Annotated in this window: 22 protein-coding genes and 1 pseudogene; 11 read left to right on the top strand and 12 right to left on the bottom strand. The window is 73.0% G+C overall.

Features of this window, described 5'->3' with window-relative positions; translation table 11 throughout:
- Window positions 1–33: 33 nt before the first annotated feature.
- Window positions 34–1116 (top strand): inositol-3-phosphate synthase, encoded by a 1083-nt coding sequence (locus QPK52_RS12695; protein WP_410537581.1) that lies wholly within the window; start codon window positions 34–36, stop codon window positions 1114–1116.
- Between the two features lie 222 nt (window positions 1117–1338).
- On the opposite strand, the gene QPK52_RS12690 is transcribed toward QPK52_RS12695, so the two are convergent.
- From QPK52_RS12690 to QPK52_RS12680, 3 genes are all read right to left on the bottom strand, one after another.
- A complete protein-coding gene (locus tag QPK52_RS12690; protein ID WP_410537579.1) occupies window positions 1339–2370 on the bottom strand; it encodes an alanine racemase in 1032 nt (343 codons plus the stop codon).
- Window positions 2371–2462: 92 nt separating this feature from the next.
- Window positions 2463–3581, bottom strand: a complete 1119-nt coding sequence (locus QPK52_RS12685) for a lipid II:glycine glycyltransferase FemX (RefSeq protein ID WP_093657162.1) — start codon at window positions 3579–3581, stop codon at window positions 2463–2465.
- A 149-nt stretch (window positions 3582–3730) separates the two neighbouring features.
- Window positions 3731–4033, bottom strand: a complete 303-nt coding sequence (locus QPK52_RS12680) for a hypothetical protein (protein WP_093657164.1) — start codon at window positions 4031–4033, stop codon at window positions 3731–3733.
- 387 nt (window positions 4034–4420) lie between these two features.
- Here QPK52_RS12680 and rpsF point away from each other — a divergent pair, with 387 nt between their 5' ends.
- From rpsF to rplI, 4 genes are all read left to right on the top strand, one after another.
- Window positions 4421–4711, top strand: coding sequence for a 30S ribosomal protein S6 (gene rpsF / locus QPK52_RS12675; protein WP_093657167.1), 291 nt, complete (start codon window positions 4421–4423; stop codon window positions 4709–4711).
- Window positions 4712–4821: 110 nt separating this feature from the next.
- Window positions 4822–5388: a single-stranded DNA-binding protein gene (locus QPK52_RS12670; RefSeq protein ID WP_410537578.1), complete on the top strand. Its 567-nt coding sequence runs from the start codon at window positions 4822–4824 to the stop codon at window positions 5386–5388.
- A gap of 71 nt (window positions 5389–5459) precedes the next feature.
- On the top strand, window positions 5460–5696 hold the full coding sequence (gene rpsR, locus QPK52_RS12665) for a 30S ribosomal protein S18 (protein WP_027765513.1): 237 nt from the start codon (window positions 5460–5462) through the stop codon (window positions 5694–5696).
- Window positions 5697–5714: 18 nt separating this feature from the next.
- Entirely contained in the window at window positions 5715–6161 is a 447-nt protein-coding gene (rplI, locus tag QPK52_RS12660; protein ID WP_093657171.1) for a 50S ribosomal protein L9, read from the top strand.
- A 150-nt stretch (window positions 6162–6311) separates the two neighbouring features.
- Here the strand turns inward: rplI and QPK52_RS12655 are convergent, their stop codons facing one another.
- A complete protein-coding gene (locus tag QPK52_RS12655; protein ID WP_410537577.1) occupies window positions 6312–7658 on the bottom strand; it encodes an MATE family efflux transporter in 1347 nt (448 codons plus the stop codon).
- Between the two features lie 453 nt (window positions 7659–8111).
- Between QPK52_RS12655 and dnaB the strand changes: the two genes are divergently transcribed.
- Together dnaB and QPK52_RS12645 are read left to right on the top strand one after the other, a co-directional pair.
- A complete protein-coding gene (gene dnaB, locus QPK52_RS12650; RefSeq protein ID WP_410537576.1) occupies window positions 8112–10661 on the top strand; it encodes a replicative DNA helicase in 2550 nt (849 codons plus the stop codon).
- A gap of 43 nt (window positions 10662–10704) precedes the next feature.
- Entirely contained in the window at window positions 10705–11409 is a 705-nt protein-coding gene (locus QPK52_RS12645) for a helix-turn-helix domain-containing protein (protein WP_410537575.1), read from the top strand.
- 53 nt (window positions 11410–11462) lie between these two features.
- On the opposite strand, the pseudogene QPK52_RS12640 reads toward QPK52_RS12645, so the two are convergent.
- Window positions 11463–11846, bottom strand: a pseudogene (locus QPK52_RS12640) (VOC family protein); the annotation flags it as partial.
- A gap of 139 nt (window positions 11847–11985) precedes the next feature.
- Between QPK52_RS12640 and QPK52_RS12635 the strand changes: the two are divergent.
- Complete coding sequence (locus QPK52_RS12635; RefSeq protein WP_093657181.1) at window positions 11986–12438, top strand: GNAT family N-acetyltransferase; 453 nt, start codon at window positions 11986–11988, stop codon at window positions 12436–12438.
- Window positions 12439–12579: 141 nt separating this feature from the next.
- Here QPK52_RS12635 and QPK52_RS12630 read toward each other — a convergent pair whose 3' ends face one another.
- Window positions 12580–13575, bottom strand: coding sequence for a restriction endonuclease (locus tag QPK52_RS12630; RefSeq protein ID WP_410537574.1), 996 nt, complete (start codon window positions 13573–13575; stop codon window positions 12580–12582).
- Window positions 13576–13841: 266 nt separating this feature from the next.
- On the opposite strand from QPK52_RS12630, the gene QPK52_RS12625 reads away from it, so the two are divergent.
- Window positions 13842–15272, top strand: a complete 1431-nt coding sequence (locus QPK52_RS12625; RefSeq protein ID WP_410537573.1) for a serine hydrolase domain-containing protein — start codon at window positions 13842–13844, stop codon at window positions 15270–15272.
- 67 nt (window positions 15273–15339) lie between these two features.
- On the opposite strand, the gene QPK52_RS12620 is transcribed toward QPK52_RS12625, so the two are convergent.
- Window positions 15340–16281: a GNAT family N-acetyltransferase gene (locus QPK52_RS12620; RefSeq protein ID WP_410537572.1), complete on the bottom strand. Its 942-nt coding sequence runs from the start codon at window positions 16279–16281 to the stop codon at window positions 15340–15342.
- Between the two features lie 614 nt (window positions 16282–16895).
- Here QPK52_RS12620 and QPK52_RS12615 point away from each other — a divergent pair.
- Together QPK52_RS12615 and QPK52_RS12610 are read left to right on the top strand one after the other, a co-directional pair.
- Entirely contained in the window at window positions 16896–18266 is a 1371-nt protein-coding gene (locus QPK52_RS12615) for a globin domain-containing protein (RefSeq protein WP_410537570.1), read from the top strand.
- A 371-nt stretch (window positions 18267–18637) separates the two neighbouring features.
- On the top strand, window positions 18638–19390 hold the full coding sequence (locus QPK52_RS12610; RefSeq protein ID WP_410540312.1) for a pyridoxamine 5'-phosphate oxidase family protein: 753 nt from the start codon (window positions 18638–18640) through the stop codon (window positions 19388–19390).
- Window positions 19391–19456: 66 nt separating this feature from the next.
- Here QPK52_RS12610 and QPK52_RS12605 read toward each other — a convergent pair whose 3' ends face one another.
- The 5 genes from QPK52_RS12605 to QPK52_RS12585 form a co-directional block, all read right to left on the bottom strand.
- The gene (locus QPK52_RS12605) at window positions 19457–19999 is read right to left on the bottom strand and encodes an NUDIX domain-containing protein (protein WP_410537569.1); all 543 of its coding nucleotides are present in this window, start codon (window positions 19997–19999) and stop codon (window positions 19457–19459) included.
- Between the two features lie 340 nt (window positions 20000–20339).
- On the bottom strand, window positions 20340–21521 hold the full coding sequence (locus QPK52_RS12600; protein WP_410537568.1) for a cystathionine gamma-lyase: 1182 nt from the start codon (window positions 21519–21521) through the stop codon (window positions 20340–20342).
- A gap of 62 nt (window positions 21522–21583) precedes the next feature.
- The gene (locus tag QPK52_RS12595; protein WP_410537566.1) at window positions 21584–22459 is read right to left on the bottom strand and encodes a fructosamine kinase family protein; all 876 of its coding nucleotides are present in this window, start codon (window positions 22457–22459) and stop codon (window positions 21584–21586) included.
- A 41-nt stretch (window positions 22460–22500) separates the two neighbouring features.
- On the bottom strand, window positions 22501–23085 hold the full coding sequence (locus QPK52_RS12590) for a low molecular weight protein-tyrosine-phosphatase (protein WP_410537565.1): 585 nt from the start codon (window positions 23083–23085) through the stop codon (window positions 22501–22503).
- A gap of 58 nt (window positions 23086–23143) precedes the next feature.
- Window positions 23144–23521, bottom strand: a complete 378-nt coding sequence (locus tag QPK52_RS12585) for a phage holin family protein (protein WP_410537564.1) — start codon at window positions 23519–23521, stop codon at window positions 23144–23146.
- Window positions 23522–23569: the final 48 nt, after the last annotated feature.

Genomic DNA, 23569 nt, shown 5'->3' with positions numbered 1-23569 from the left:
ACGACACGGAACAAACACAGGGAGCAACCGCCAATGGGTTCGGTTCGCGTAGCCATCGTCGGCGTGGGCAACTGCGCCGCCTCGCTGGTGCAGGGCGTCGAGTACTACAAGGACGCCGACCCGAAGAGCCGCGTGCCGGGTCTGATGCACGTGCAGTTCGGCGACTACCACATCTCGGACATCGAGTTCGTGGCCGCGTTCGACGTGGACGCCAAGAAGGTGGGCCTCGACCTCGCCGACGCCATCGGCGCCAGTGAGAACAACACCATCAAGATCTGCGACGTGCCCACCACCGGCGTGACCGTCCAGCGCGGCCACACCCTCGACGGCCTGGGCAAGTACTACCGCCAGACCATCGAGGAGTCGGCCGAGGAGCCGGTCGACGTCGTGCAGGTCCTCAAGGACCGCGAGGTCGACGTCCTGGTGTGCTACCTCCCGGTGGGCTCCGAGGACGCCGCGAAGTACTACGCGCAGTGCGCCATCGACGCCAAGGTCGCCTTCGTCAACGCCCTGCCGGTCTTCATCGCCGGCACCGAGGAGTGGGCGAACAAGTTCACCGAGGCCGGTGTCCCGATCGTCGGCGACGACATCAAGTCCCAGGTGGGCGCGACCATCACGCACCGCGTGCTGGCCAAGCTCTTCGAGGACCGCGGTGTCGTCCTCGACCGCACGATGCAGCTCAACGTCGGCGGCAACATGGACTTCAAGAACATGCTCGAGCGCGAGCGCCTGGAGTCCAAGAAGATCTCCAAGACCCAGGCCGTCACCTCCCAGATCCCCGACCGGGACCTGGGCGAGGACAACGTCCACATCGGCCCTTCGGACTACGTGGCCTGGCTGGACGACCGCAAGTGGGCCTACGTCCGCCTGGAGGGCCGCGCGTTCGGCGACGTCCCGCTGAACCTGGAGTACAAGCTGGAGGTCTGGGACTCCCCGAACTCCGCCGGTGTCATCATCGACGCCCTGCGCGCCGCGAAGATCGCCAAGGACCGCGGTGTCGGCGGCCCGATCCTCTCGGCCTCCTCCTACTTCATGAAGTCCCCGCCGGTCCAGTACTTCGACGACCAGGCCCGGGAGAACGTGGAGAAGTTCATCAACGGCGAGGTGGAGCGCTAGGAATCCACCCGGAGAGCACCCGGTAGGCACCCGGCGGGTATCCGGGAGGCGACCGGGACACGCCCGGGAGACGCCCGGGAGACACCGCGCCGGACGGCCGGGACGCATCCGGCAGCGCATCACGGCGAGGGGCCCGGACACGGTTTCGTGTCCGGGCCCCTCGCCGTGATGCGGCGCGGCGTACGGCCGGGCGATCCGGAGCCCGCCGCCGCGCGTGTCCGCTCAGTTGTCGACCAGCCGGTCGTACTGCGTCGTCGTGTGCCGCAGGATCGCCGTCAGCTCGTCGCCCACCTTCGGCTCCGCGGCCTCCTCCGGCACGAACAGGATCGACACCTGCATGTGCGGCGGCTCGGCGAACCAGCGCTGCTTGCCGTCCCACACGAAGGGCGAGAGGTTGCGGTTCACCGTCGCCAGCCCGGCCCGCGCCACGCCCTTGGCCCGCGAGGTCATCCCGTGCATGGCCTTCGGCGCCTCCAGGCCCACCCCGTGCGAGGTGCCGCCGGCCACCACCACCAGCCAGCCGTCGCCCGGCGCCTTCTGCTGCCGGTAGCCGAAGCGGTCGCCCCTGACCACCCGCGTGACGTCCAGCACCGAGCCCCGGTACCGGGTCGCGTCGTGGTCGCCCAGCCACAGCCGCGTGCCGATCCGGGCCCGGAAGCGGGTCTGCGGGAACTGCTGCTGGAGCAGAGCGAACTCCTCCGGCTTCAGATGGCTGACGAACACCGTCTCCAGTGGCAGACGGGCCGCCCGCAGCCGGTCCATCCAGCCGATTACCTCGTCCACCGCGTCCGTGCCGTCGGTGCGGTCCAGCGGCAGGTGGATCGCGAAGCCCTCCAGCCGCACGTCGTCGATCGAGGCGCGCAGCTTGCCCAGATCCTCCTCCACCACCCCGTGCCGCTTCATCGAGCTCATCACCTCGATGACGACACGGGCTCCGACCAACGCGTTCACCCCGTCCACCGAGGAGACCGTGCGGATCGCCCGGTCCGGAAGCGGCACCGGCTCCTCACCGCGGCGGAACGGGGTGAGCACCAGCAGGTCCCCGCTGAACCAGTCCTTCATCCGGGCGGCCTCGTACGTCGTGCCCACGGCGATGACGTCCGAGCCGAAGCGGGTCACCTCCTCGGCCAGCCGCTCGTGGCCGAAGCCGTACCCGTTGCCCTTGCAGACCGGGACCAGTCCCGGGAACTGCCGGAGCACCGTCCGCTGGTGCGCCCGCCAGCGTTCGGTGTCGACGTAGAGGGAGAGCGCCATGGCCGTACGGAACCTTTCTCATCGGTCCCGGCGTGCGCCGGCGGGCCGTCTTCCGTCCCACCGGTCTCGCCGGACGTGCGTGGAGCAGGGCGTCAGCGGCGCGACATGTAGATGTCGAGCGCCTTGTGCAGCAGCTTATTGAGCGGAAAGTCCCACTCGCCGAGGTACTCGGCGGCCTGGCCGCCGGTGCCCACCTTGAACTGGATCAGGCCGAAGAGGTGGTCGGAGTCGTCCAGGGAGTCGCTGATGCCGCGCAGGTCGTACACGCTCGCCCCGAGCGCGTACGCGTCCTGCAGCATCCGCCACTGCATGGCGTTCGAGGGGCGCACCTCGCGCTTGTGGTTGGCCGAGGCGCCGTAGGAGTACCACACGTGCCCGCCCACGATCAGCATGGTCGCCGCGGCCACCGCCTCGCCCTCGTGCTTGGCGAAGTACAGCCGCATCCGGTTGGGGTCCTCGGAGTTCAGCGCCTTCCACATTCGCTGGAAGTACCCCAGGGGGCGCGGCCGGAAGCGGTCGCGCTCGGCCGTCACCTCGTACAGCTCCTGCCACACCGGCAGGTCGTCGTAGCCGCCCTGCACGACCTCGACGCCGGCCTTCTCGGCCTTCTTGATGTTGCGCCGCCACAGCTGGTTGAAGCCCTTGTGCACCTCGTCCAGCGAGCGGTTCTCCAGCGGCACCTGGAAGACGTAGCGCGGCTGGACGTCGCCGAAGCCGGCGCCGCCGTCCTCGCCCTGCTGCCAGCCCATCCGCCGCAGCCGGTCGGCCACCTCGAAGGCGCGCGGCTCGATGTGGGTGGCCTCGACGTCGCGCAGCCGCTTCACGTCCGGGTTCTGGATGCCGGCCTTGATCGCGGAGGCGTCCCAGCGCCGGATCACCACGGGCGGGCCCATCTTCACCGAGAACGCGCCCTTGGCCTTCAGGTGCGCCAGCATCGGGCGCAGCCACTCCTCCAGGTTCGGCGCGAACCAGTTGATCACCGGTCCCTCGGGCAGGTAGGCCAGATAGCGTTTGACCTTCGGCAGCTGGCGGTACAGCACCAGGCCCACCCCGACCAGCTCGCCGCTCGCGTCGAACCAGCCCAGGTTCTCCGCGCCCCACTCGGCCTTCACGTCCGCCCACGCGGGGACCTGCATGTGGCTGGCCGATGGCAGGCTCCGGATATACGCCAGGTGCTGCTCGCGACTGATCGTCCTCAGGGTCAGGCTCATTACGGGGCGCTCCTCCGGCGTACTTCGCAGGGTCTGGCCGGAAGCCTACTGCGCAGGCACGCGCCCCGGACGTGCCAGTACGGGGCCGCGGCGAGCCGGGGCGGGCCCCGCCCCGGCCCGCCGCGCCCCGCCGGGCGGGCGGCGCCGGGTCAGCCGAACAGCCCGCCGTTCGACATCCCCAGGTAGAAGCCGACCGCCGCCGCTCCCATGCTGACGACCAGCGCGAACCGCTCGCCGGTGGTCGCGGAGATCATCTGCCCCCAGCCGCCGGACACGATCCCCAGCAGCCCGGCCCAGGACGCGAGCAGGCTGAGACCGGGGAAGAAGCCGGTGACGAACGCGACCACGCCGAGCACCGCGGTCACGGCGACGAACCGGTTCTCGACCGGGTGCCGCCGGCCGTCGGTGTTGAGGAGGGAGGAGACCGGGCTCCTCCGTACCGCCTGTGCCATGGGGAACCTCCTGCGGGACCGTCCGGACTGCCGGGTCCGCGAGCTGCGGTGGCCCTTCCGGGGCCGCTCGGCCCGTCCGCTCCTCCGGACGGGGCGGACGAGCCGCATCCGCCGGACTTGCGAGGGTGCGGCGGGTGACGCGTATCACGTCCCCTGTGTCCAGGTTGCGGCGAGCGGGCGCCGGATTTCAACCCGAGTGGCGGTGCGGGTACTCTGTACCGTCTGCGCGGTGTCTGCCCCGGCGGCGACCGGATCCGGGAACGGACCGGGGACTTTCCGGGGAACGGACCGGGACTGTCGGTGCCGGCCGATACCGTTGCTCACGCATCACGACCCTCCTGCCACGGAACGACCGTGGCCGCCGAGTCCAGAGGAGGTGGGTTCCACATGCGTCACTACGAGGTGATGGTCATCCTCGACCCCGATCTCGAGGAGCGCGCTGTCTCCCCGCTGATCGAGAGCTTCCTTTCCGTCGTCCGCGAGGGCGAGGGGAAGGTCGAGAAGGTCGACACCTGGGGCCGTCGTCGTCTCTCGTACGAGATCAAGAAGAAGCCCGAGGGCATCTACTCGGTCATCGACCTGCGGGCCGAGCCCGCGGTCGTCAAGGAGCTCGACCGTCAGATGAACCTGAACGAGTCGGTTCTGCGGACCAAGGTCCTCCGCCCCGAGACCCACTGAGCGCTCCCGCTCAGCGGATCGCAGGGAACCGGTAGCGCCTCCGGCACTCCGGAAGCACCGGCACCACAGCATCACCAGCAGCCAGTAGCACCCCGCCGAGAGGTTCACCCATGGCAGGCGAGACCGTCATCACGGTCGTCGGCAATCTGGTCGACGACCCCGAGCTGCGCTTCACCCCCTCCGGTGCGGCGGTCGCGAAGTTCCGCGTCGCGTCCACCCCCCGCACCTTCGACCGCCAGACCAACGAGTGGAAGGACGGCGAGAGCCTGTTCCTGACCTGCTCGGTGTGGCGGCAGGCGGCGGAGAACGTCGCCGAGTCCCTCACCCGGGGCACCCGCGTCATCGTGCAGGGCCGGCTCAAGCAGCGCTCTTACGAGGACCGCGAGGGCATCAAGCGCACGGTCTACGAGCTGGACGTCGACGAGGTCGGCGCCAGCCTGCGCAACGCCACGGCCAAGGTCACCAAGACCACCGGCCGCGGCGGCGGTCAGCAGGGCGGCGGCGGTGGCGGCTGGGGCGGCCCCGGCGGCGGCCAGCAGGGCGGCGGCGCACCCGCGGGCGACCCGTGGGCGACCGGCGCTCCGGCCGGCGGCCAGCAGGGTGGCGGCGGCGGTGGCGGCTGGGGCGGTGGCTCCGGCGGTTCCGGCGGCGGCTACTCGGACGAGCCCCCCTTCTGAGGTACCCCCAGGGGTTCCGGGAAGGGCTGCGCTCACAGGCACAGACTTCTTGAACCAAACGGAGAGAGACAATGGCGAAGCCGCCTGCTCGCAAGCCGAAGAAGAAGGTTTGCGTGTTCTGCAAGGAAAAGATCAAGTACGTCGACTACAAGGACACGAACCTGCTGCGGAAGTTCATCTCCGACCGCGGCAAGATCCGTGCCCGTCGTGTCACCGGCAACTGCACCCAGCACCAGCGTGACGTCGCCACGGCCGTGAAGAACAGCCGTGAGATGGCGCTGCTGCCCTACACCTCGACCGCTCGATAAGGGAAGGATGACCGACTCATGAAGATCATCCTGACCAACGAGGTCTCGGGTCTCGGCAACGCCGGCGACATCGTCGAGGTGAAGGACGGGTACGCCCGCAACTACCTGCTCCCCCGCGGATTCGCCATCCGCTGGACCAAGGGCGGGGAGAAGGACGTCGAGCAGATCCGCCGCGCCCGCAAGATCCGCGAGATCGCCACGATCGAGCAGGCCAACGAGATCAAGGGCAAGCTGGAGGGCGTCACCGTGCGCCTGAAGGTCCGCGCCGGCGACCAGGGCCGTCTGTTCGGCTCCGTCACCCCGGCGGACGTCGCCTCGGCGGTGAAGGCCGCGGGCGGTCCGGACGTGGACAAGCGCCGCATCGAGCTGGACACCCCGATCAAGACCCTGGGCTCGCACCGGGTCTCGGTGCGTCTGCACCCCGAGGTCGTCGCCAAGATCGGCGTCGAGGTCGGCGCCGCCTGACGGCACCCGCGGCGGTACGGCCCCGGCCGTACGGCGGCGGCGCACAGCCGGCGTACGGCCGGCACGCAGCCGTTGAACAGGGCCGCGGTCCCCGCGAGGGGGCCGCGGCCCTGCGCCGTGTCCGGCGGAGCCGCCGGGCACGGCGTGCCCTCAGGCGCGTACCGCCCCGGTGACGACCCAGCGGCCCGAGCGGGCCCGCAGCCACAGGGTGACCAGCCGCATCCCCATCATCAGTCCGGCGACCGCCCACCACAGCGCGGTCAGGCCTCCGCCCAGCGCCGGGACCGCCAGCGCCGCCGGGGCGAACACCACCAGCGTCGCCAGCGCCGCCCACGCCAGGTACGGTCCGTCTCCGGCACCCATCAGCACCCCGTCCAGCACGAATACCACCCCCGCGACCGGCGAGGTCACCGCCACCACCAGCAGCGCGGGCGTCAGCCGGTCGTGCACGGCGGTGTCCGGTGTGAACAGCGGCAGCAGCAGCGGGCGCGCCGCGACCACCAGCAGCCCCAGCACCACCCCGGAGGCGGCCCCCCACCGCACCATCCGCCGGCACGCGGCCCGCGCCCCCGCCGCGTCCCCCGCGCCCAGGTAACGGCCGATGATCGCCTGTCCGGCGATGGCGATGGCGTCCAGGGCGAAGGCCAGCAGCGACCAGACGGTCAGCGTGATCTGGTGCGCGGCCACCTCGACGTCCCCCAGTCGCGCCGCGACGGCGGTCGCCAGCACCAGCACGGCGCGCAGCGACAGGGTGCGGACCAGCAGCGGCGCCCCGGCCCGGCCGCAGGCCCGGATCCCGGCGGCGTCCGGCCGCAGCGAGGCCCCGTGCCGCCGGGCGCCCCTGACCACCACCACCAGGTAGACGGCCGCCATCGCGCACTGCGCGATCACCGTGCCCCAGGCCGAGCCGGCGATGCCCAGCCCGGCTCCGTGGACCAGGGCGAAGTTGAGCACGACGTTGACGGAGAAGCCGCCGACGGCCACGTACAGCGGGGTCCGGGTGTCCTGCAGTCCGCGCAGCACGCCGGTGGCGGCCAGGACCATGAGCATCGCCGGGATGCCCAGCGCGCTGATCCGCAGATACGTCACCGCGTGCGGCGCCGCGGTCGCGGACGTTCCGAACAGATCGACGAGCGCGGGCGCGGCGGGCAGCACGGCGGCCACCACCGCCGCGCCGAGCAGCAGCGCCAGCCAGATCCCGTCCATGCCCTGCCGGATGGCGGCGGGCAGGTCGCCGGCCCCGACGCGGCGCGCGACGGCGGCGGTGGTGGCGTAGGCGAGGAAGACGAAGACGTTCACCCCGGTCGTCAGCAGGGTGGCCGCGACGCCGAGTCCGGCGAGCTGAGGGGTGCCCAGATGACCCACGATCGCGCTGTCGGCCATGACGAACAGCGGCTCCGCGACGAGTGCCCCGAAGGCGGGGAGCGCCAGCGCGATGATCTCGCGGTCGTGGCGGCGGGCCGCGGTGCGTCCGGCGGGCGGGGGAGCGGGTGTCATGATCCGATCCAAACATCCACAAGTAATAGTTGCAATAGATGTGTGACCATTACCATTCCTCACCCGGGGTGAGATCCTCTGCGCCGTTTGTCGTGATCTTGGCGCGAGTCGCGAAGTTTTTCTCCTGCACAGCCGGTGGATGGGAAAACAGCAGGTCAGACCCTGTGTAAAAGTCGGCCTTCCGACTTCTCCACAGGGCTGTCCCCCGCCCCGTGCACAGGATTCGCCGAGTTCTCCACAGGATGCGGTCGTTCATCCACACGCCCTGTGGATAACTGGATTGGCTGGAGGCTCCCGTAGCCCTACCGTTGTCCGGCGCCCGCCCGCTGTTCCCCTCTTCTTCGCCCGGTCCGCAGCCGTGCCGCGACCGGAGAGCGGGCGAGCCCAGTGTCAGAGCCGTGCCGTAGGAAAGAGGGGCGCGCGGGTCGTGAGGAACGGGAGGGAGGTGGCGGGGTGACGCAGTCCGAGCACGTCGACAGCCCGGCACCCGGATACGCCACTGGGGCCCCGGGCCCGGGAGACCACCTCCCCGTCTCCCGCCGCAGCCGTGACGCGGCCGCGGACGGCGAGCGCCACGACCGCGGCGCCGACACCTGGCCCTCGGGCCCGGTGGGCGGCTTCGACCGCGTCCCCCCGCAGGACCTCGACGCCGAGAAGTCCGTCCTGGGCGGCATGCTGCTGTCCAAGGACGCCATCGCGGACGTGGTGGAGACCCTTCAGGGCCAGGACTTCTACCGTCCGGCCCACGAGACGATCTACCAGGCCGTCCTCGACCTCTACGCCAAGGGCGAGCCGGCCGACCCCATCACCGTCGCCGCCGAGCTGACCAGACGCGGCGAGATCGCCAAGGTCGGCGGCCCCGGCTATCTGCACTCCCTGGTCCAGGCCGTCCCCACCGCGGCCAACGCCCAGTACTACGCGGAGATCGTCCACGAACGAGCCGTCCTGCGCCGCCTGGTGGAGGCGGGCACCCGCATCACGCAGATGGGGTACGCGGCCGACGGCGACGTGGACGAGATCGTCAACTCGGCCCAGGCGGAGATCTACGCCGTCACCGAGCAGCGCACCTCGGAGGACTACCTCCCACTCGCCGACATCATGGAGGGCGCGCTCGACGAGATCGAGGCGATCGGCTCGCGCAGCGGCCAGATGTCGGGCGTGCCGACGGGCTTCACCGACCTGGACTCGCTGACCAACGGCCTCCACCCGGGCCAGATGATCGTCATCGCGGCCAGGCCCGCGATGGGGAAGGCGCTGGCGCTCGACACCCCGCTTCCCACCCCTGACGGGTGGACCACGATGGGTGAAGTCCGCGAAGGGGAGTATCTCCTCGACGCCGACGGGCGCCCCACCCGCGTAGTCGCCGCGACCGACGTCATGCACGGCCGCCCGTGCTACCGGATCACCTTCGATGACGGAACCACGGTTGTCGCGGATGCCGAGCACCAGTGGCTCACCGACACCCGCTCCTCCCGGCGCTACGCCCACCGAGCCGCGACGGTGAAGACCACGAAGGAGATCGCGGAGACGGTACGGTGCCTGACCGCCGACCGGCGCACGAACCACTCCGTGCGCAACACCGCTCCGCTTGACCTGCCCGAACGAGCGCTCCCGATCCCGCCCTACACCCTGGGCGTCTGGCTCGGAGACGGCTCAAGCACCGCCGCACGCCTGACCACCGTGGACCCCGAGATCCTGGAGTACGTTCAGAAGGACGGCATCACCACCCGCCCGGTCGGCAACACGGAAGTCACCTACGCTCTGTCCCCGACAGTGGACGCACCGGAACGCCTCGAGCGGTCCTGCGCCCCGTGCACCGGGCGGCACGGCAGCTTCCTCGTCCTTCTCCGAGAACTGGGCGTGCTGGGGAACAAGCACATTCCCACCGAGTACCTGCGAGGGTCCATCGCCCAGCGGAGAGCACTGCTGGCGGGGCTTCTCGACACCGACGGCACCGTCTCCCGCACCGGCTCCGTGCAGTTCGCCGTCACCAACCACGCTCTCGCCGAAGGGTTCCGGGAGCTGGTCATGAGCCTCGGGTACCGGTGCGGGATGGCGACCAAGCGCGTCAAGGGCAGATCGGAGGAGTCCTCGACCCGCTACACGGTCACCTTCACCACCGACGACGAGGTGTTCCGGCTGGGCCGCAAGAAGCAGGCGCACCGGGACCGCCTCCGCCCGTCCACGCCGAAGCCGGGGCAGCGGTTCATCACGAGCGTGGAGGAGATCGAATCCGTTCCGGTGCGGTGCGTCCAGGTCGACAACCCGGCACACCTGTACCTGTGCAGCCGGTCCATGGTCCCCACGCATAACAGCACCCTGGCGCTGGATTTCGCCCGGGCCTGCTCGATCAAGCACAATCTGCCCAGCGTGATCTTCTCGCTGGAGATGGGGCGCAACGAGATCGCGATGCGCCTGCTGTCCGCCGAGGCGCGGGTGGCGCTGCACCACATGCGGTCGGGCAGCATGACGGACGAGGACTGGAACCGGCTGGCGCGCCAGATGCCCGAGGTCACGGGCGCACCGCTGTACATCGACGACTCGCCGAACCTGACGATGATGGAGATCCGCGCCAAGTGCCGCCGCCTCAAGCAGCGCAACGATCTGCGGCTGGTCGTCATCGACTACCTCCAGCTGATGCAGTCGGGCGGCTCGCGCCGTCCCGAGAGCCGTCAGCAGGAGGTCTCGGAGATGTCCCGGAACCTCAAGCTGCTGGCCAAGGAGCTGGAGGTTCCGGTGATCGCGCTCTCCCAGCTCAACCGAGGCCCCGAGCAGCGCACCGACAAGAAGCCGATGGTCTCGGACCTCCGCGAGTCGGGCTCGATCGAGCAGGACGCGGACATGGTCATCCTGCTGCACCGCGAGGACGCCTACGAGAAGGAGTCGCCGCGGGCGGGTGAGGCGGACCTGATCGTGGCCAAGCACCGCAACGGCCCGACGGCGACGATCACCGTGGCCTTCCAGGGGCACTACTCGCGCTTCGTGGACATGGCCCAGACCTGATGTCCGGGCCGCCGCCGTGGAGGGGCGGTGGGAGGCTGGAGGGGTGTACGAGGAGCGGGGATCGCGGCGGGTGGCCGGCACGGTGGTGTGGCGCCGGGAGGCCCTCGCGCACCCCCACCGGGTGCGGGTGCTGCCGGACGGGTGCATGGACCTGATCTGGACGGGTGGCGGACTGCTGGTGGCCGGGCCGGACACCGGAGCCCACCTGACCGACGATCCGCCGGGGACCGGCTGTGTGGGGCTGCGGTTCCCGCCCGGCACGGGGCCGCGCGTCCTGGGCGTGCCGGCGTGCGAGCTGCGTGACGCGCGGGTGCCGCTGGAGGCGCTCTGGCCGGAGCGCGAGGCGCGGGAGCTGGCCGAGCGTGTGGCCGGAGCGCGGGACGGGGCGGCGGTACTGGAGGAGGCGGCCGCGATGCGGCTGCGCCGGGCGCCGGGCGACCCGTCGGCGGTGGCGGCGGTGACGGCGGTGGCGAGCGGGCTGCGGGACGGTGTGAGCGTGGCCGAGGTGGCGCGCGGGGTGGGGCTGAGCGAGCGGCAGCTCCACCGCCGCTCGCTGGCGGCCTTCGGATACGGCCCCAAGACCCTGGCCCGGGTGCTGCGGTTCCGGCACGCTCTGCGCCTGGTCCGCGGCGGCGTGCCGCCGGCGACGGCCTCGGCCGTCGCCGGGTACGCGGACCAGGCCCATCTGTCGCGCGAGGTCAGGGCGTTGGCCGGGATTCAGCTCTCGGTGCTGCTGTCGGAGGGCTGACCGCCAGGGGGCTGACCACCGGAGGGCTGATCGCCGGGCGCGCCGTCCCGCAGCGGGGCGAAGAGGGCGACCGCGTTGCCGTCGGGATCGAGGACGACGGCGTACCGCTGGCCCCAGAAGGCGTCCCAGGGCTCCTTGTGCCCGGTGTGGCCGGCCCGCGTCAGCTCGGCGTACTGCCGGTCGACGTCGGCCGGATCGTCGCAGGCGAAGGCGAGTTCGACGCGGCTGCCGCCGCTCGGTGGAGTCCAGCCGGGGTCGAAGGACCGGATGGTCTCGACGGTGTCCCAGGCGATGCGCAGCCCACCGGGCAGCGGGACCTCCACATGGGGCTGCCCGTCGGCGTCGGCGGGGATGTCGAGGCCGAGGAGGCGGTAGAACGCGAGCGAGGCGGCCATGTCGGAGGTGACAAGGCCGAAGAGATCGATACGGGGTGCCATGCGGCCACGTTAGGGCGGCTCCGGTCCGGAGGTCTTGAAGGAATCGGACGTGTGCGGCGGGCGGACCGGTGCGACGGACACGGGACGGACCGGCGGGACGGACCGGTGCCGCCGCGCCGGGCGGCATAGGGTGCCGATCATGAGCGACTTCGACATACGCCCGGCGACGGCGGACGACCTGGGTGCCATCGTGGACATGCTCGCCGACGACCCGCTGGGCGCCCGCCGCGAGTCGCCCGGTGACCTCGCCCCCTACCGCGAGGCATTCGAGGAGATCGCCGCCGACCCCCACCAGCACCTGGTCGTCGCGGTCCGCGGCGGCCGGGTCGTCGGCACGCTCCAGCTCACCGTCGTCCCCGGGCTGTCGCGGCGCGGCGCGAGCCGTGCGCTCATCGAGGCCGTACGCGTCCACTCCGGCGAGCGCGGCGGGGGCCTGGGCACCCGGCTGATCGAGTGGGCGGTCGAGGAGGCGCGGCGCCTGGGCTGCGCCCTGGTCCAGCTCACCTCCGACGCCACCCGCACGGACGCCCACCGGTTCTACGAGCGGCTGGGCTTCACGGCCTCGCACGTGGGATTCAAGCTGGCGCTCTGATCGGAACCACCGCATGGGGGCGGCGGCCGCCGCTAGACTGCGCGAGGCCCGAAGCCGCAACTTCCGCTTGCGACTTCGGGCCTTCGTACGCGGTCGTGCCGCGCGTACTGGCCGTGTCGTGCGTACCGATCGTGCCGGCCGTCAGCGCAGCACCTGGAGCGCCGTCCCCGTGCTCCATGCCTCCAGCAGCGCGCGATGCACGGCGGTGATGCCGTGGCGGGCCGCGAGGTCGAGTGCGGCGGGGGTGAACGTGGAGGTGGTGACGAACAGCGCCACCTCCGCCTCGTACTCGAGCTTGGCCACACCGGTGAACCTCCGCATCGCCGCGCTCCCCACGACCCGGTGCGGCGCGGAGTGCTCGCACCGCACCACCAGCCGCCGCCCGTCGGCGGTGCGCCCGACGAGGCCGGCGCTCAGGCCGCTGCCGGATCCGGTGTTCGCCACGGTGCATCCGTCACGGCGGCAGAGCCCCGCGACGTGGTTCTCGAACTCGCGCCGTCCCATCGCGTCCATGGCCGCCACCGCTCCTGTGAGCCCCCTCTCCTGAAGGGTCCGCTCGACGCGTTCGAGGTCCTCGCGGATCGCGGTCAGCTCCCGGCGCTGCTCGCCGGAGGCGTGGATGAGGTGGTTCAGCATCGGGACGATGGTCCGTCCGATGAGCCGGCCCGCGGTCTCCGCGCTGATGCGCGTGATGCGCTCGTCCAGGGCATCGAGGTCGATGTGGAAAAGGTTGTCCACAGGCTGGGGGCGGGTGTTCCGTTCGGCGTCCAGCAGGTAGGCACGCACCTGACGTGCGACGACGCTGTCGCGCAGCAGCATCGCGACGTTGAGGACGGTGCGCCGGGAGAAGACCGCGACGGAGCGGGTGCGCGGGTGCAGTCCACAGAGTTGCTTCAAGCAACTCAGTTCCGGACCTGTCAGGACGCGGTAGCCGTTGGCCTCCAACTCGTCGCGGTGGTCGTGGACGACGGCGCGGATGACGGTCTCCCCCACCTCGAAGTAATCGGCCACCATCCGTGTCGTGACATGCATCCCGTCCGGCAGGACGGAGAGCACCTTCACCTTGTCCAGCGCGCCCGTGTGTTCGGCCACGCTCTCGCGCAGCGTCCTCGACTCCAGCAGGACTTCCTCGTTCACCGTCGCCGTCTCCTCCGTTCGGGCGTCACCCCGATGGCCCCGCCCCTCACCGTGAGAACGAGGTGAAACATGTGAAGACACGATCGAATGGCATGAAAGCGTGCGAACTCTCGCGCCGGTGCGGGAGCTTGGGACAGGTCCCCTTCGAGGAGTCCCGTCCCGGGCCGCCGGCGGGAGTCGTCCACATCCGCGGCACACTCGTCACCATGGGGCGGCGCGGCGGAAAACGCTGGCCTCCGCCGGGTGTCGCCGGGGAGAGTGGGCGGATGATCGATTCCAGCGGGGACATGGACGCCGAGCTGCTGCCGGAGACCCGTCGCGCACTCCTCCACAGGCTGGCCGTCGCCCAGGCCGAGGGGCGGGTGCCGTCGGCGGTCGGGGCCGTGGTGCGGGACGGACGGACGGTGTGGACGGGGGTGCGGGGCGGTGCGGTCGGCCCGCCCGGCGAGCCGGGGGAGACGGAGGGGGCGCCGACCGCGGACACCCGGTACCGGATCGGTTCGATCACCAAGACGTTCGTCGCCGTGCTGGTGATGCGGCTGTGCGACGAGGGGCTGCTGGACCTGTCCGATCCGCTCGGTGAGCATCTGGAGGTGCCCGCCGGGGCCGGGGACGAGGTGGCCTCGGCGACGGTCGCCCAGCTGCTGTCCCACTCCGCCGGGCTGGCCGCCGAGCCGCGCGGCCCCTGGTGGGAGCGGACGCCCGGCGGACTGCGCCCCGAGACGGCCGACCTGTTCGGCGAGCGGCCCGTGCGGCATCCGGCCGGCCGGAGGCACCACTACTCCAACCTGGGCTACGCGCTGCTGGGCTCCCTGGTGGAGCGGCTGCGCGGTGCGCCCTGGCACGACGTACTGCGCGAGGAGGTGCTCGACCCGCTGGGCATGGACCGTACGACGCCGCTGCCCGGTGAGCCGTACGCCCGGGGGTGGGCCGTGCACCCGTGGGCGGACGCGGTGCTGCCCGAACCGCTCGCGGACACCGGGCGGATGGCGCCGGCGGGGCAGCTCTGGTCCACGGCCCGGGACCTGGGCCGCTTCGCGGCGTTCCTGACGGCGGGCGACGACCGGGTGCTGGGAGCGGAGAGCCTGGCCCGGATGCGGGCGCCGGCGGTGGCGCCGGAGGCGGAGGCGTGGGACCAGGCGTACGGGCTGGGGATGCAGCTGGTGCGCTCCGGCGGGCGGTTGCTGGCCGGGCACACCGGTTCCATGCCGGGTTTCCTCGCGGCCGTGTGGACCGCTCCCGGGGAGCGGCTGGCGAGTGTGGCGCTGGTCAACGCGACCTCGGGGCTGCCGGTGGGCGGTCTGGCGGCGGATCTGCTGGGGATCGTCGCCGAGCGCGAGCCGTCCCTCCCCGAGCCGTGGCGTCCGCGCTCGCAGGCCGATCCGGAGCTGCTGGCGCTGACGGGGCCGTGGTACTGGGGGCCGGCGGCGTTCGCGCTGCGGGTGCGCGAGGGGCGGGCGCTGGAACTGGTCCCGGCCGGCGGCACCGGGCGGGCCTCGCGCTTCCGGCCGGAGGCGGACGGCACCTGGACCGGACTGGACGGCTACTACGCGGGCGAGACGCTGCGGGTGGTGCGCGAGGAGGACGGGTCGGTGAGCCATCTGGACCTGGGCACGTTCGTCTTCACCCGGGCCCCGTACGACCCGGACGCGCCCGTTCCGGGCGGTGTGGACCCGCGGGGGTGGCGCGCGGGGTGACCCCGCGCCCGGACGCCCGTGCCACGGCCCGGCGCCCCGGCTCCGTGCCGGTGCCCGGGTCCGGGCCTCAGCCCAGCGCCACCGAGTAGGGGGCGAACCGGAGGCCGAGGTCACCGGGGACGTCCGGCGCGCCGCGCACCATCACGGTGGTGGTGAAGTCCCCGTCCAGGCCGCCCGAGCGCAGCCAGTCCACCAGTCCCCGGTGGCGGAGGTCGGCGTCGTAGCGGACCGGGCCGTCGGTGCGGGAGGCGAGTTCGTTGATCAGGGACCGGGCGGTGGTCTCCCCCTCGGCCACGACCGGGCCGATCACGGTGGTGCCCTCGTTCGGCCAGGCGGCCGCGAAGCCGGCGATCCCACCCGGGGCCTCGCCGCCCGGCGGGACGCCGGGCCCTGCCGGGGGCGCGGCGACGACGAAGTGGTCGGCGAAGGACGGCAGCCGGACGATCAGATGGGCGCGGTCGGCACCGAACGCCCGTGCGTCCAGGGCGAGTACGGCGGGCAGGTCGGCGGCGGTGGCGTCGCGTACGGGGACGGGCGGCTCCGGGGAGCGGGTGGGGGCGAGGCGGCCGGTGAGCATGACGGTGGTGCCGACGGGGGCGAAGCCGAGCTCCTCGTAGAGGGGGCGGCCGTAGGGGGTGGCGGTCAGGAACGCGACGGCGTCCCCGGACTCCTCCAGCGCGTGCCGCATCAGGTGGCGGCCCAGGCCCCGGCGGGCGTGGCGCTCGGCGACCAGCACCATGCCGACACAGGTGCGGGCACGCGGGTCGGGGGAGGCGGGCTGCGGTCCGTAGGAGGTGAGGACGTAGGCGCCGATCAGGCCGCCGCGGGGGTCGCCACCGGGGGCGTCGATGCCGTAGCCCTGCCCGGCGGTCAGCAGCAGCCGCCATTTGTGCTCCTCGCGCGTCCAGCCGCGGTCGGCGGCGAGATCGAGGCAGGCGGGCAGATCGGCGAGGGCGAGGCGGCGGACGGGCGGGAGCGGGTACGGGGGCCGTGAGTGAGCGGGTGTCACGGACGTACAGCCTGGCCGACGGGCACCGGGGCGGCCACCGGTTTACGCACATCCTCCCCGCCCGTGCCCACCGCGTACCGGCCGCCGCGGGCGCGGGGCATGCCCCGGAACTTTCCGGGTACACGCTTTCGCCGCTTTTCCGGGCGCGTCCGGCCGGAATTCGCAAGCCGACTGGAAAGGGAGCGGGGTCGCTCTGGAAAAGCACGGACAGAGAACTCTCCGCTACTTTCCGCACTCTCCGCCGGAAAAGTGAAGATAGCGTATGGAGGGTGTGGCGGATCCGGGGTGACCGATCCGGCGCGAAGGGTCCTCCCGCCGCGCCTCCCGCGCCGCGACCGAGAGGTATGGCACGGTGATACCACCTGACCGGAAGGGTGTTCGGGTTTTTCCCGGCCGCCCTGCGCAGGGGCCCGGCGTCGGGAGCGGGCGCATCGCAATTCCGAGGGGTGGCCGAGTCCGTGGAATTCGGTGGAAGTCCGAGCGGGGGTTGTGTATCGATCGTGCACCGGTATGGTCGAGACCGCGCATCACCGCTCACGCATATCCGCAGCCGACGAAACGGGGGACTCCGTACAGGTGGTTTCCGCTCTGTAAGCGACCGGACCGATCGGAAGATGTACGAGGCGAGACAGACCATGGCCACTACGTCGGCGGGCAACGGAACTCCCCAGCGCGCGGCCGGTGGGCCTCCCACCGACGGCGGCGGAGGCGGTGACTGGAGCTGGTTCGCTCCGAAACCGGGTGAGGGGGAGGAGCACATGGCACCGCCGTCCCGCCCCGGGCCCGCACCGGGGCCCGCGCCCTCCGCGCCCGGTCCGGTCCCGGAGTTCACCGCCAACCCCGGCTACGGGCGGTTCGAGCCCTCCCGCGACGCGGAGCTGATACGCCGCGTCCTGGACGAGGTGGAACCGGTCTCCCAGGCACTCACCTCGTACTTCTACGCCCTGCTGTTCACCCGGAACCCGGGTGTGCGCACGCTGTTCCCCGCCGCCATGGACGCCCAGCGCGACCGGCTGTTCAAGGCGCTGCTCACCGCCGCCGGGCTGGTCGACGAACGCCGCACGCTGGTGGAGTACCTGTCCCACCTCGGCCGCGGCCACCGCAAGTACGGCACCAGACCCGAGCACTACCCCGCCGTCGGCGAGTGCCTGATCGACGCGCTGGCCCGCTACGCCCCGCGCACCTGGGGCGAGGAGGCGGAGGCCGCCTGGGTGCGCGCCTACACCGCCATCTCCCAGATCATGATCGACGCCGCGGCCGAGGACGCGCGGAAGGCGCCCGCGCTGTGGCAGGCCGAGGTGGTCTCGCACGAGATGCGCACCTCCGACATCGCCGTCATCACCGTCCGGCCCGACCAGCCCTACCCGTTCCTGGCCGGCCAGTACGCCAGTGTCGAGACGCCCTGGTGGCCGAGGGTGTGGCGGCAGTACTCACTGGCCTGCGCCCCGCGCCCCGACGGGCTGCTGGTCTTCCACGTCAAGGCCGTGCCCGCGGGCTGGGTCTCGCGCGCGCTCGTCCACCGGGCCCGCCCCGGCGACGTGCTGCGGCTGGGAGGGCCGGCCGGATCGATGACGGTGGACCACTCCTCCGGCAACGGCCTGCTCTGCCTGGGCGGCAGCACGGGCATCGCGCCCATCAAGGCGCTGGTCGAGGACGTCGCCGGGCACGGCCGCGCCCGCCCGGTGGAGGTGTTCTACGGCGCCCGCAGCGACCTGGACCTGTACGACCTGGACACCCTGCGCGAGATGGAGCGGAGGCTGTCGTGGCTGTCGGTCCGCCCGGTGGTCGAGGGGCCGTCGGGCGGGATCGTCGGCCGGCTTCCGGACGCGGTACGGCAGGGCGGGCCGTGGCACGCCTTCGACGGCTATCTGTCCGGCCCGCCGGGGATGATCCGCAGCGGGGTGGACGCGCTGGTGGGGGCGGGGATCCCCTCCGACCGGATACGGCACGACTCCCTCGACGGGCTGGCCGCCCTGCGGGGCTGAGGCCCGCGGGGCCCCGCACAGGCACGGGAAGCCCGGGAACGGCGGGCGGACGAAGCGGACGCGACAGCGAGACAGGACGGAACCACCACGTGAACCACGACGTGGACGCGACGGAAGCAGTCGACGCCACCATGATGCTCAGAACGGTCCGGACGGTGCCCGGGCCGGGCGGGGCGGCACGTACGGCGGCACGCCCGGCGTGGGCGGTGGACGAGCCGGAGGACACGGCGCCGGCCGGGCGGCACCGGCAGGCGGCCGGTTTCGCCCCGGCCCCGCCTCCCTTTCCCGGCCCGGCTCCCGCCCCGGATCCGGTCGCCGAACCCGAGGCCGAACCCGGGCCCGTACGCCCCGGCAGCGACGGCGAGCACGCGATGCAGCGGCGTCTGGGCACGACCGAGCGCGCCGACCGCTTCTACGGCGAGCAGATGCTCGACCACCTCAACGAGCGGATGCGGGAGTTCATCGGCCGGCAGGAGATGTTCTTCCTGGCCACCGCCGACCGGCACGGCGAGTGCGACAACTCCTTCCGGGCCGGGCCGCCCGGCTTCCTGCACGTGATCGACGAGCGGACCCTGGTCTATCCCGAGTACCGCGGCAACGGCGTGCACGCCAGCCTCGGCAACATCCAGGAGAACCCGCATCTGGGCATCCTGATGGTCGACTTCTTCCAGGCCCGGATCGGTCTGCACGTCAACGGCCGTGCCGAGGTCGTCGAGGACGCCGAGCTGCGCTCGGTCCATCCGGACCTGCCGTCCGACCCCGTGCCCGGCCGGCGGGCGCTGGTGTGGGTGCGGGTGACGGTGGAGGAAGCGTACATCCACTGCGCCAAGCACATCCCGCATCTGCAGCGGGCGCCCAAGGGGACCCCGCGCGACTGGGGCACGGACGACCAGCGGCGCAAGGGCGGGGACTTCTTCGGGGTGGCGGAGGAGGCGCGCCGGCGCGGCGGGCCCGCCGCCGCGCGGCCGTCGCGCGAGCACGCTCGCACGGGCGGGCCGGGCGGGCCCGTGCCGCCCTCCGACGACCCGGCGGCCTGGCGCGCCCACGCCGAGCGGCTGCTCGCCAAGGCCCGGCAGCGCCGGGAGGAGGACGAACGGACGCCGTTCCGCGGCTGGTTCGGCTGAGCGGCCTCCCCGCCGCCCCCGGCCCGGCAGGCCCGACCGGCCAGGATGCGGACGGTCCTGCGGACGTCAGCCCAGATCCGGGGCCAGCAGGGCGCGCACGCCCTCGACGTTGGCGTCGAGGTAGGCCCGCAGCGAGGGGGGCACCACCTCCACCGAGGCGATGCCCGCGCGGGTGAAGGGGACGCGGACGACCTCGTACTCGCCGCGCGGCTCGTCGACCTCCGGCCCGTGCCTGCGCGACAGGTCCATCGAGGCCAGCCGGCAGGCGAAGAAGAACTGCACCTTCACCGCGCCCCTCGCGGCGTCCGGCGCCCTGGCGGCCCACGGTGCGAGGACCGCCGCGCCGCTGCCCGCGTCCTCGGCCGGGTCGTAGGGGACGGTGTCGACGAAGGCGGGGACCACGTCGGTCACCTTCGCCCCCAGCTCCTCGTCCAGTTCGCGGTGGAGGGCGTCGACGACGGTGGCGTCCCCCGTCTCGACGCCGCCGCCCGGGGTGATCCAGTACGGCTCGCGGCCGGGCTTGGTCCGCTTGATCAGGATCATCTCGTCGTCATCGAGCAGGATGGCCCGGGCGGTGCGTTTGACCACGGGGCGCGCGTCGGCGGTCATGGGGAAGGTCTGGCCCGCGCCGGGGCCGGCGAAACCTTCCGGCTCTGCCACGGGCGCCCGCGCCGGCCCCGCGCGCCCCTGGTGACCCGCGGCTCCCGGCCGCCGCCCCCGCCCGCGCGGGGCGGACGGGGAGGGGACGGGCGGACAGGAGGGCGGGCGGGCGCCGATCCGGCGACTGGACAATAACGCTCAGTCAACTAACCTTGACCATGCGCTGTTTACGCGCGTCGCACGGGGCGGCTTGAGGCATGAGGGGGGAGCTTCAAGCCGCCCCGCGCCCCATCGCTTCCCGCCCAGCCCCCGCCGAGCCCCGCCGCACGCCTCCGCACCGGCCCGTACGTCAGCCGCGCCCGGCGCCGTCCAGCGCCGCCCGGATGTCGGCGACCAGATCGGCCGCGTCCTCCACCCCCACCGACATCCGCACGAAGCCCTCCGGCACCGCGTCCCCGCCCCACCGGCCGCGCCGCTCGGCCGTGGAACGCACCCCGCCGAAGCTCGTCGCGTCGTCCACCAGCCGCAGCGCGGCCAGGAACCGCTCGGCGAACGCCTTGTCCGGCAGCGTGAAGGAGACCACGCAGCCGAAGCGCCGCATCTGCCGCGCCGCCACCGGGTGCGCCGGGTCGTCCGCCAGCCCCGGGTGCCGTACGTCGCGCACCTCCGGCCGCTCGCGCAGCGCCTCGGCGACGGCGAGCGCGTTCGCGGCCTGCCGCTCGGTGCGCAGCTCCAGCGTGGCCAGGGAGCGGTGCGCGAGCCACGCCTCCACCGGCCCCGGGATCGCCCCGACCGTCTTGCGCCACAGCCGCACCGACGCCGCCAGCTCCGGATCCCGGCACGTCACGTAGCCCAGCAGTACGTCACCGTGGCCGGTCAGCGCCTTGGTGCCACTGGCCACCGCGTAGTCGGCGCCCAGCTCCAGCGGGCGCTGGCCCAGCGGGGTGGCCAGGGTGTTGTCCACCGCGACCAGCGCGCCGCGCTCGTGGGCGGCGTCGGCCAGGCGGCGGATGTCGCACACGTCCAGGCCGGGGTTGGAGGGGGACTCGATCCACAGCAGCGCCGCCCCGTCCAGGGCGTCGAGCTGCGCGTCGCCGCCGGTGGGCGCGGTGCGCACCTCCACCCCCCAGCCCTCCAGCCGCTCGCGCATCGGGACGAGCAGGTTGTAGCCGTCCGAGGGCAGCACCACCACGTCGCCGGGCCGCGTCCGCGACAGCAGGACCGCGGAGATCGCGGCCATGCCGGAGGCGAAGACGGTCGTGCGCGCCGCCTCGTCGCCGGGGGCCTCCAGCTCGCTGATGGCCTGCTCCAGGCCCGTCCAGGTGGGGTTGCCGTCGCGGCCGTAGGTGTAGGGGGCCTGCGCCGGATCCCCGGGCAGGTGGAAGTGCGCGGCCAGCACCGGGCCCGGCAGCGGCGGCGCGTACGGCTCCTCCTCCGGCAGCCCGGCCCGTACCACCCGCGTCCCGTCACCGCGCGGGACCGGCCCGTTCCGCCCGTCCCGCCCGTCCCGCCCGTCCCGCTCGCGCGTCATGCCCGCTCCTCGTCGCTCTCCCCCGCCAGCCCGTCCGGCGCCTTCGAGCGTACGTGCGCCGATCAGCCGAGCGCCGCCCGGGCCGCCGCACCGCAGCGGGCGCCGTAGCCGGGGCCGAAGAGGACGGCGTGCACCAGCAGGTGCTGGAGCTGGTGCAGCGGCACGCGCCCGCTCCGGCCGGGCAGGGGGCGGACCTCCTCGTACGCCGCCAGCAGCCGCCCCAGGTGCGGGCAGCCGAACAGCTCCAGCACCGCCAGGTCCGTCTCGGGGTGGCCGCCCTGCGCGGCCGGGTCGATCAGACGGGCGCGGCCGTCGGCGGACCACAGGACGTTGCCCGACCACAGATCGCCGTGGACGACGGCGGGCGGCTGCGGAGGACCCGCCACCTCGCCGCCCGCCGCCCCGTCCGCGGCCAGCAGCTCGCACAGCCGCTCCACGTCCCGGGCGTCCCCCTTCCCGATACCCCCGCCGTCCACCGCCCGCCGCAGCAGGGGCAGCAGCCGCCACCGGGCGTGGAAGGCCGGCCAGTCCTCCGCCCCCGAGGGCGGCTCCGGCGGCGAGGGCAGGGGCACCGAGCCCAGGTGGACGGGGAGGTCGGGGTCCGCGCCGCCCCAGACCGGGGCCGGCGCGGAGTGCAGGGCGGCCAGCTCGCGGCCCAGCCGCTCGGCCTGCCCGGCGCTCGCCGCGCCCGGCTCGACCCACTCCAGCACCAGCACGTCCGCCTCGGCGCCGATCACCTCCGGCACGGCCACCGCACCGGTGGAGCGCAGCAGCTCCAGGCCGGCGGCCTCGGCGGCGAAGAAGCCGCGGGGAGCGCCGGGAAGAGTCTTGGCGAAGACGGTACGGCCGTCCGCGAGCGCGATCCGGTACGCGTCGCAGATGTCGCCGCCGCCCACGGGCCGCGCATGCCCGGCGGCCGAGCCGGTCAGGGCGGCCACCCGTCCGGCGACGCCTCCCCCGGGACCTCCGGACCCGCCCGTCACCGCACCGCCGCCCCGTCGCCGTCACCGGCCCTGCCGCCGGCCGGTCGGCCGAGGGCGGCCCGCACCTCCTCCAGCAGGCCCGGTACGGCCTCCTCGACCAGGGCCAGGCACTCCTCGAAGCCCTCCGGCCCGCCGTAGTACGGGTCGGGCACGTCCAGCCCGCACAGGCCCTCGCCGGCGCCGGGGGCGTACGAGCGCAGCAGCCGGACCCTGCGGGCGTACTCGGGGCCGGGCGCCAGCCTCCGCAGATCCCGCAGATGCCCCTCGTCCAGGGCGATCACCAGGTCCAGCCGCTCGAACCAGTCGCGCCGGAACTGCCGTGCCACGTGTTCGTGGACGTATCCGGCTGCCGTCAGCACCGCGACGGTGCGCGAGTCGGCGCCGTCGCCCACGTGCCAGCCGCCCGTCCCCGCGCTGCTCACCTCCACCAGCTCCGCCAGACCGGCCTCCGCCACGCGGGCGCGGAAGACGGCCTCGGCCATGGGGGAGCGGCAGATGTTGCCGGTGCAGACGAAGCAGACGCGGTACGGCGTACGGACACCACCGGGGGTGCCGGGGGCGCCGGGGTCAGAGGTGCGCATGCCCTCCATCATCGGCGACGCGCCCGGCCCCCGTCCCCCGCCCGCCTCCGCGCGGCGGTCAGTCGCCCTCGGGCAGCACCACGCTCACCGCCCACGACACGATGGAGATCACCAGGGCGCCGAGCACCGCCGTCCAGAAGCCCTCCACCCGGAAGGCCAGGTCGAACTGCTCGGCCAGCCAGGAGGTGAGCAGCAGCATCAGCGCGTTGATCACCAGAGTGAACAGGCCGAGCGTGAGGATCAGCAGCGGCAGGGACAGCAGTTTCGTGATCGGCTTGACCACGGCGTTGACGAGGCCGAAGATCAGCGCGACGAGGACCAGCGTGAAGGTCTTGCCCGCGGTGTCGTCACCCGTGAGCGTGATGTCGTCCAGCAGCCAGACGGCGACGGCCAGGGCCACCGCGTTGGCGATCGTTCTGACGAGGAAGTTCACCATGTCCGAGATCGTTCCAGAAACGGGGACGGTCGCCTACCGGTGAGGGGC

The sequence above is a fragment of the Streptomyces sp. KL2 genome, from assembly GCF_046529545.1.
Classification (GTDB): Bacteria; Actinomycetota; Actinomycetes; order Streptomycetales; family Streptomycetaceae; genus Streptomyces; species Streptomyces radiopugnans.
The sequence above is the reverse complement of the archived record's forward strand: the minus strand, read 5'-3'. Positions and strand labels throughout refer to the sequence as shown.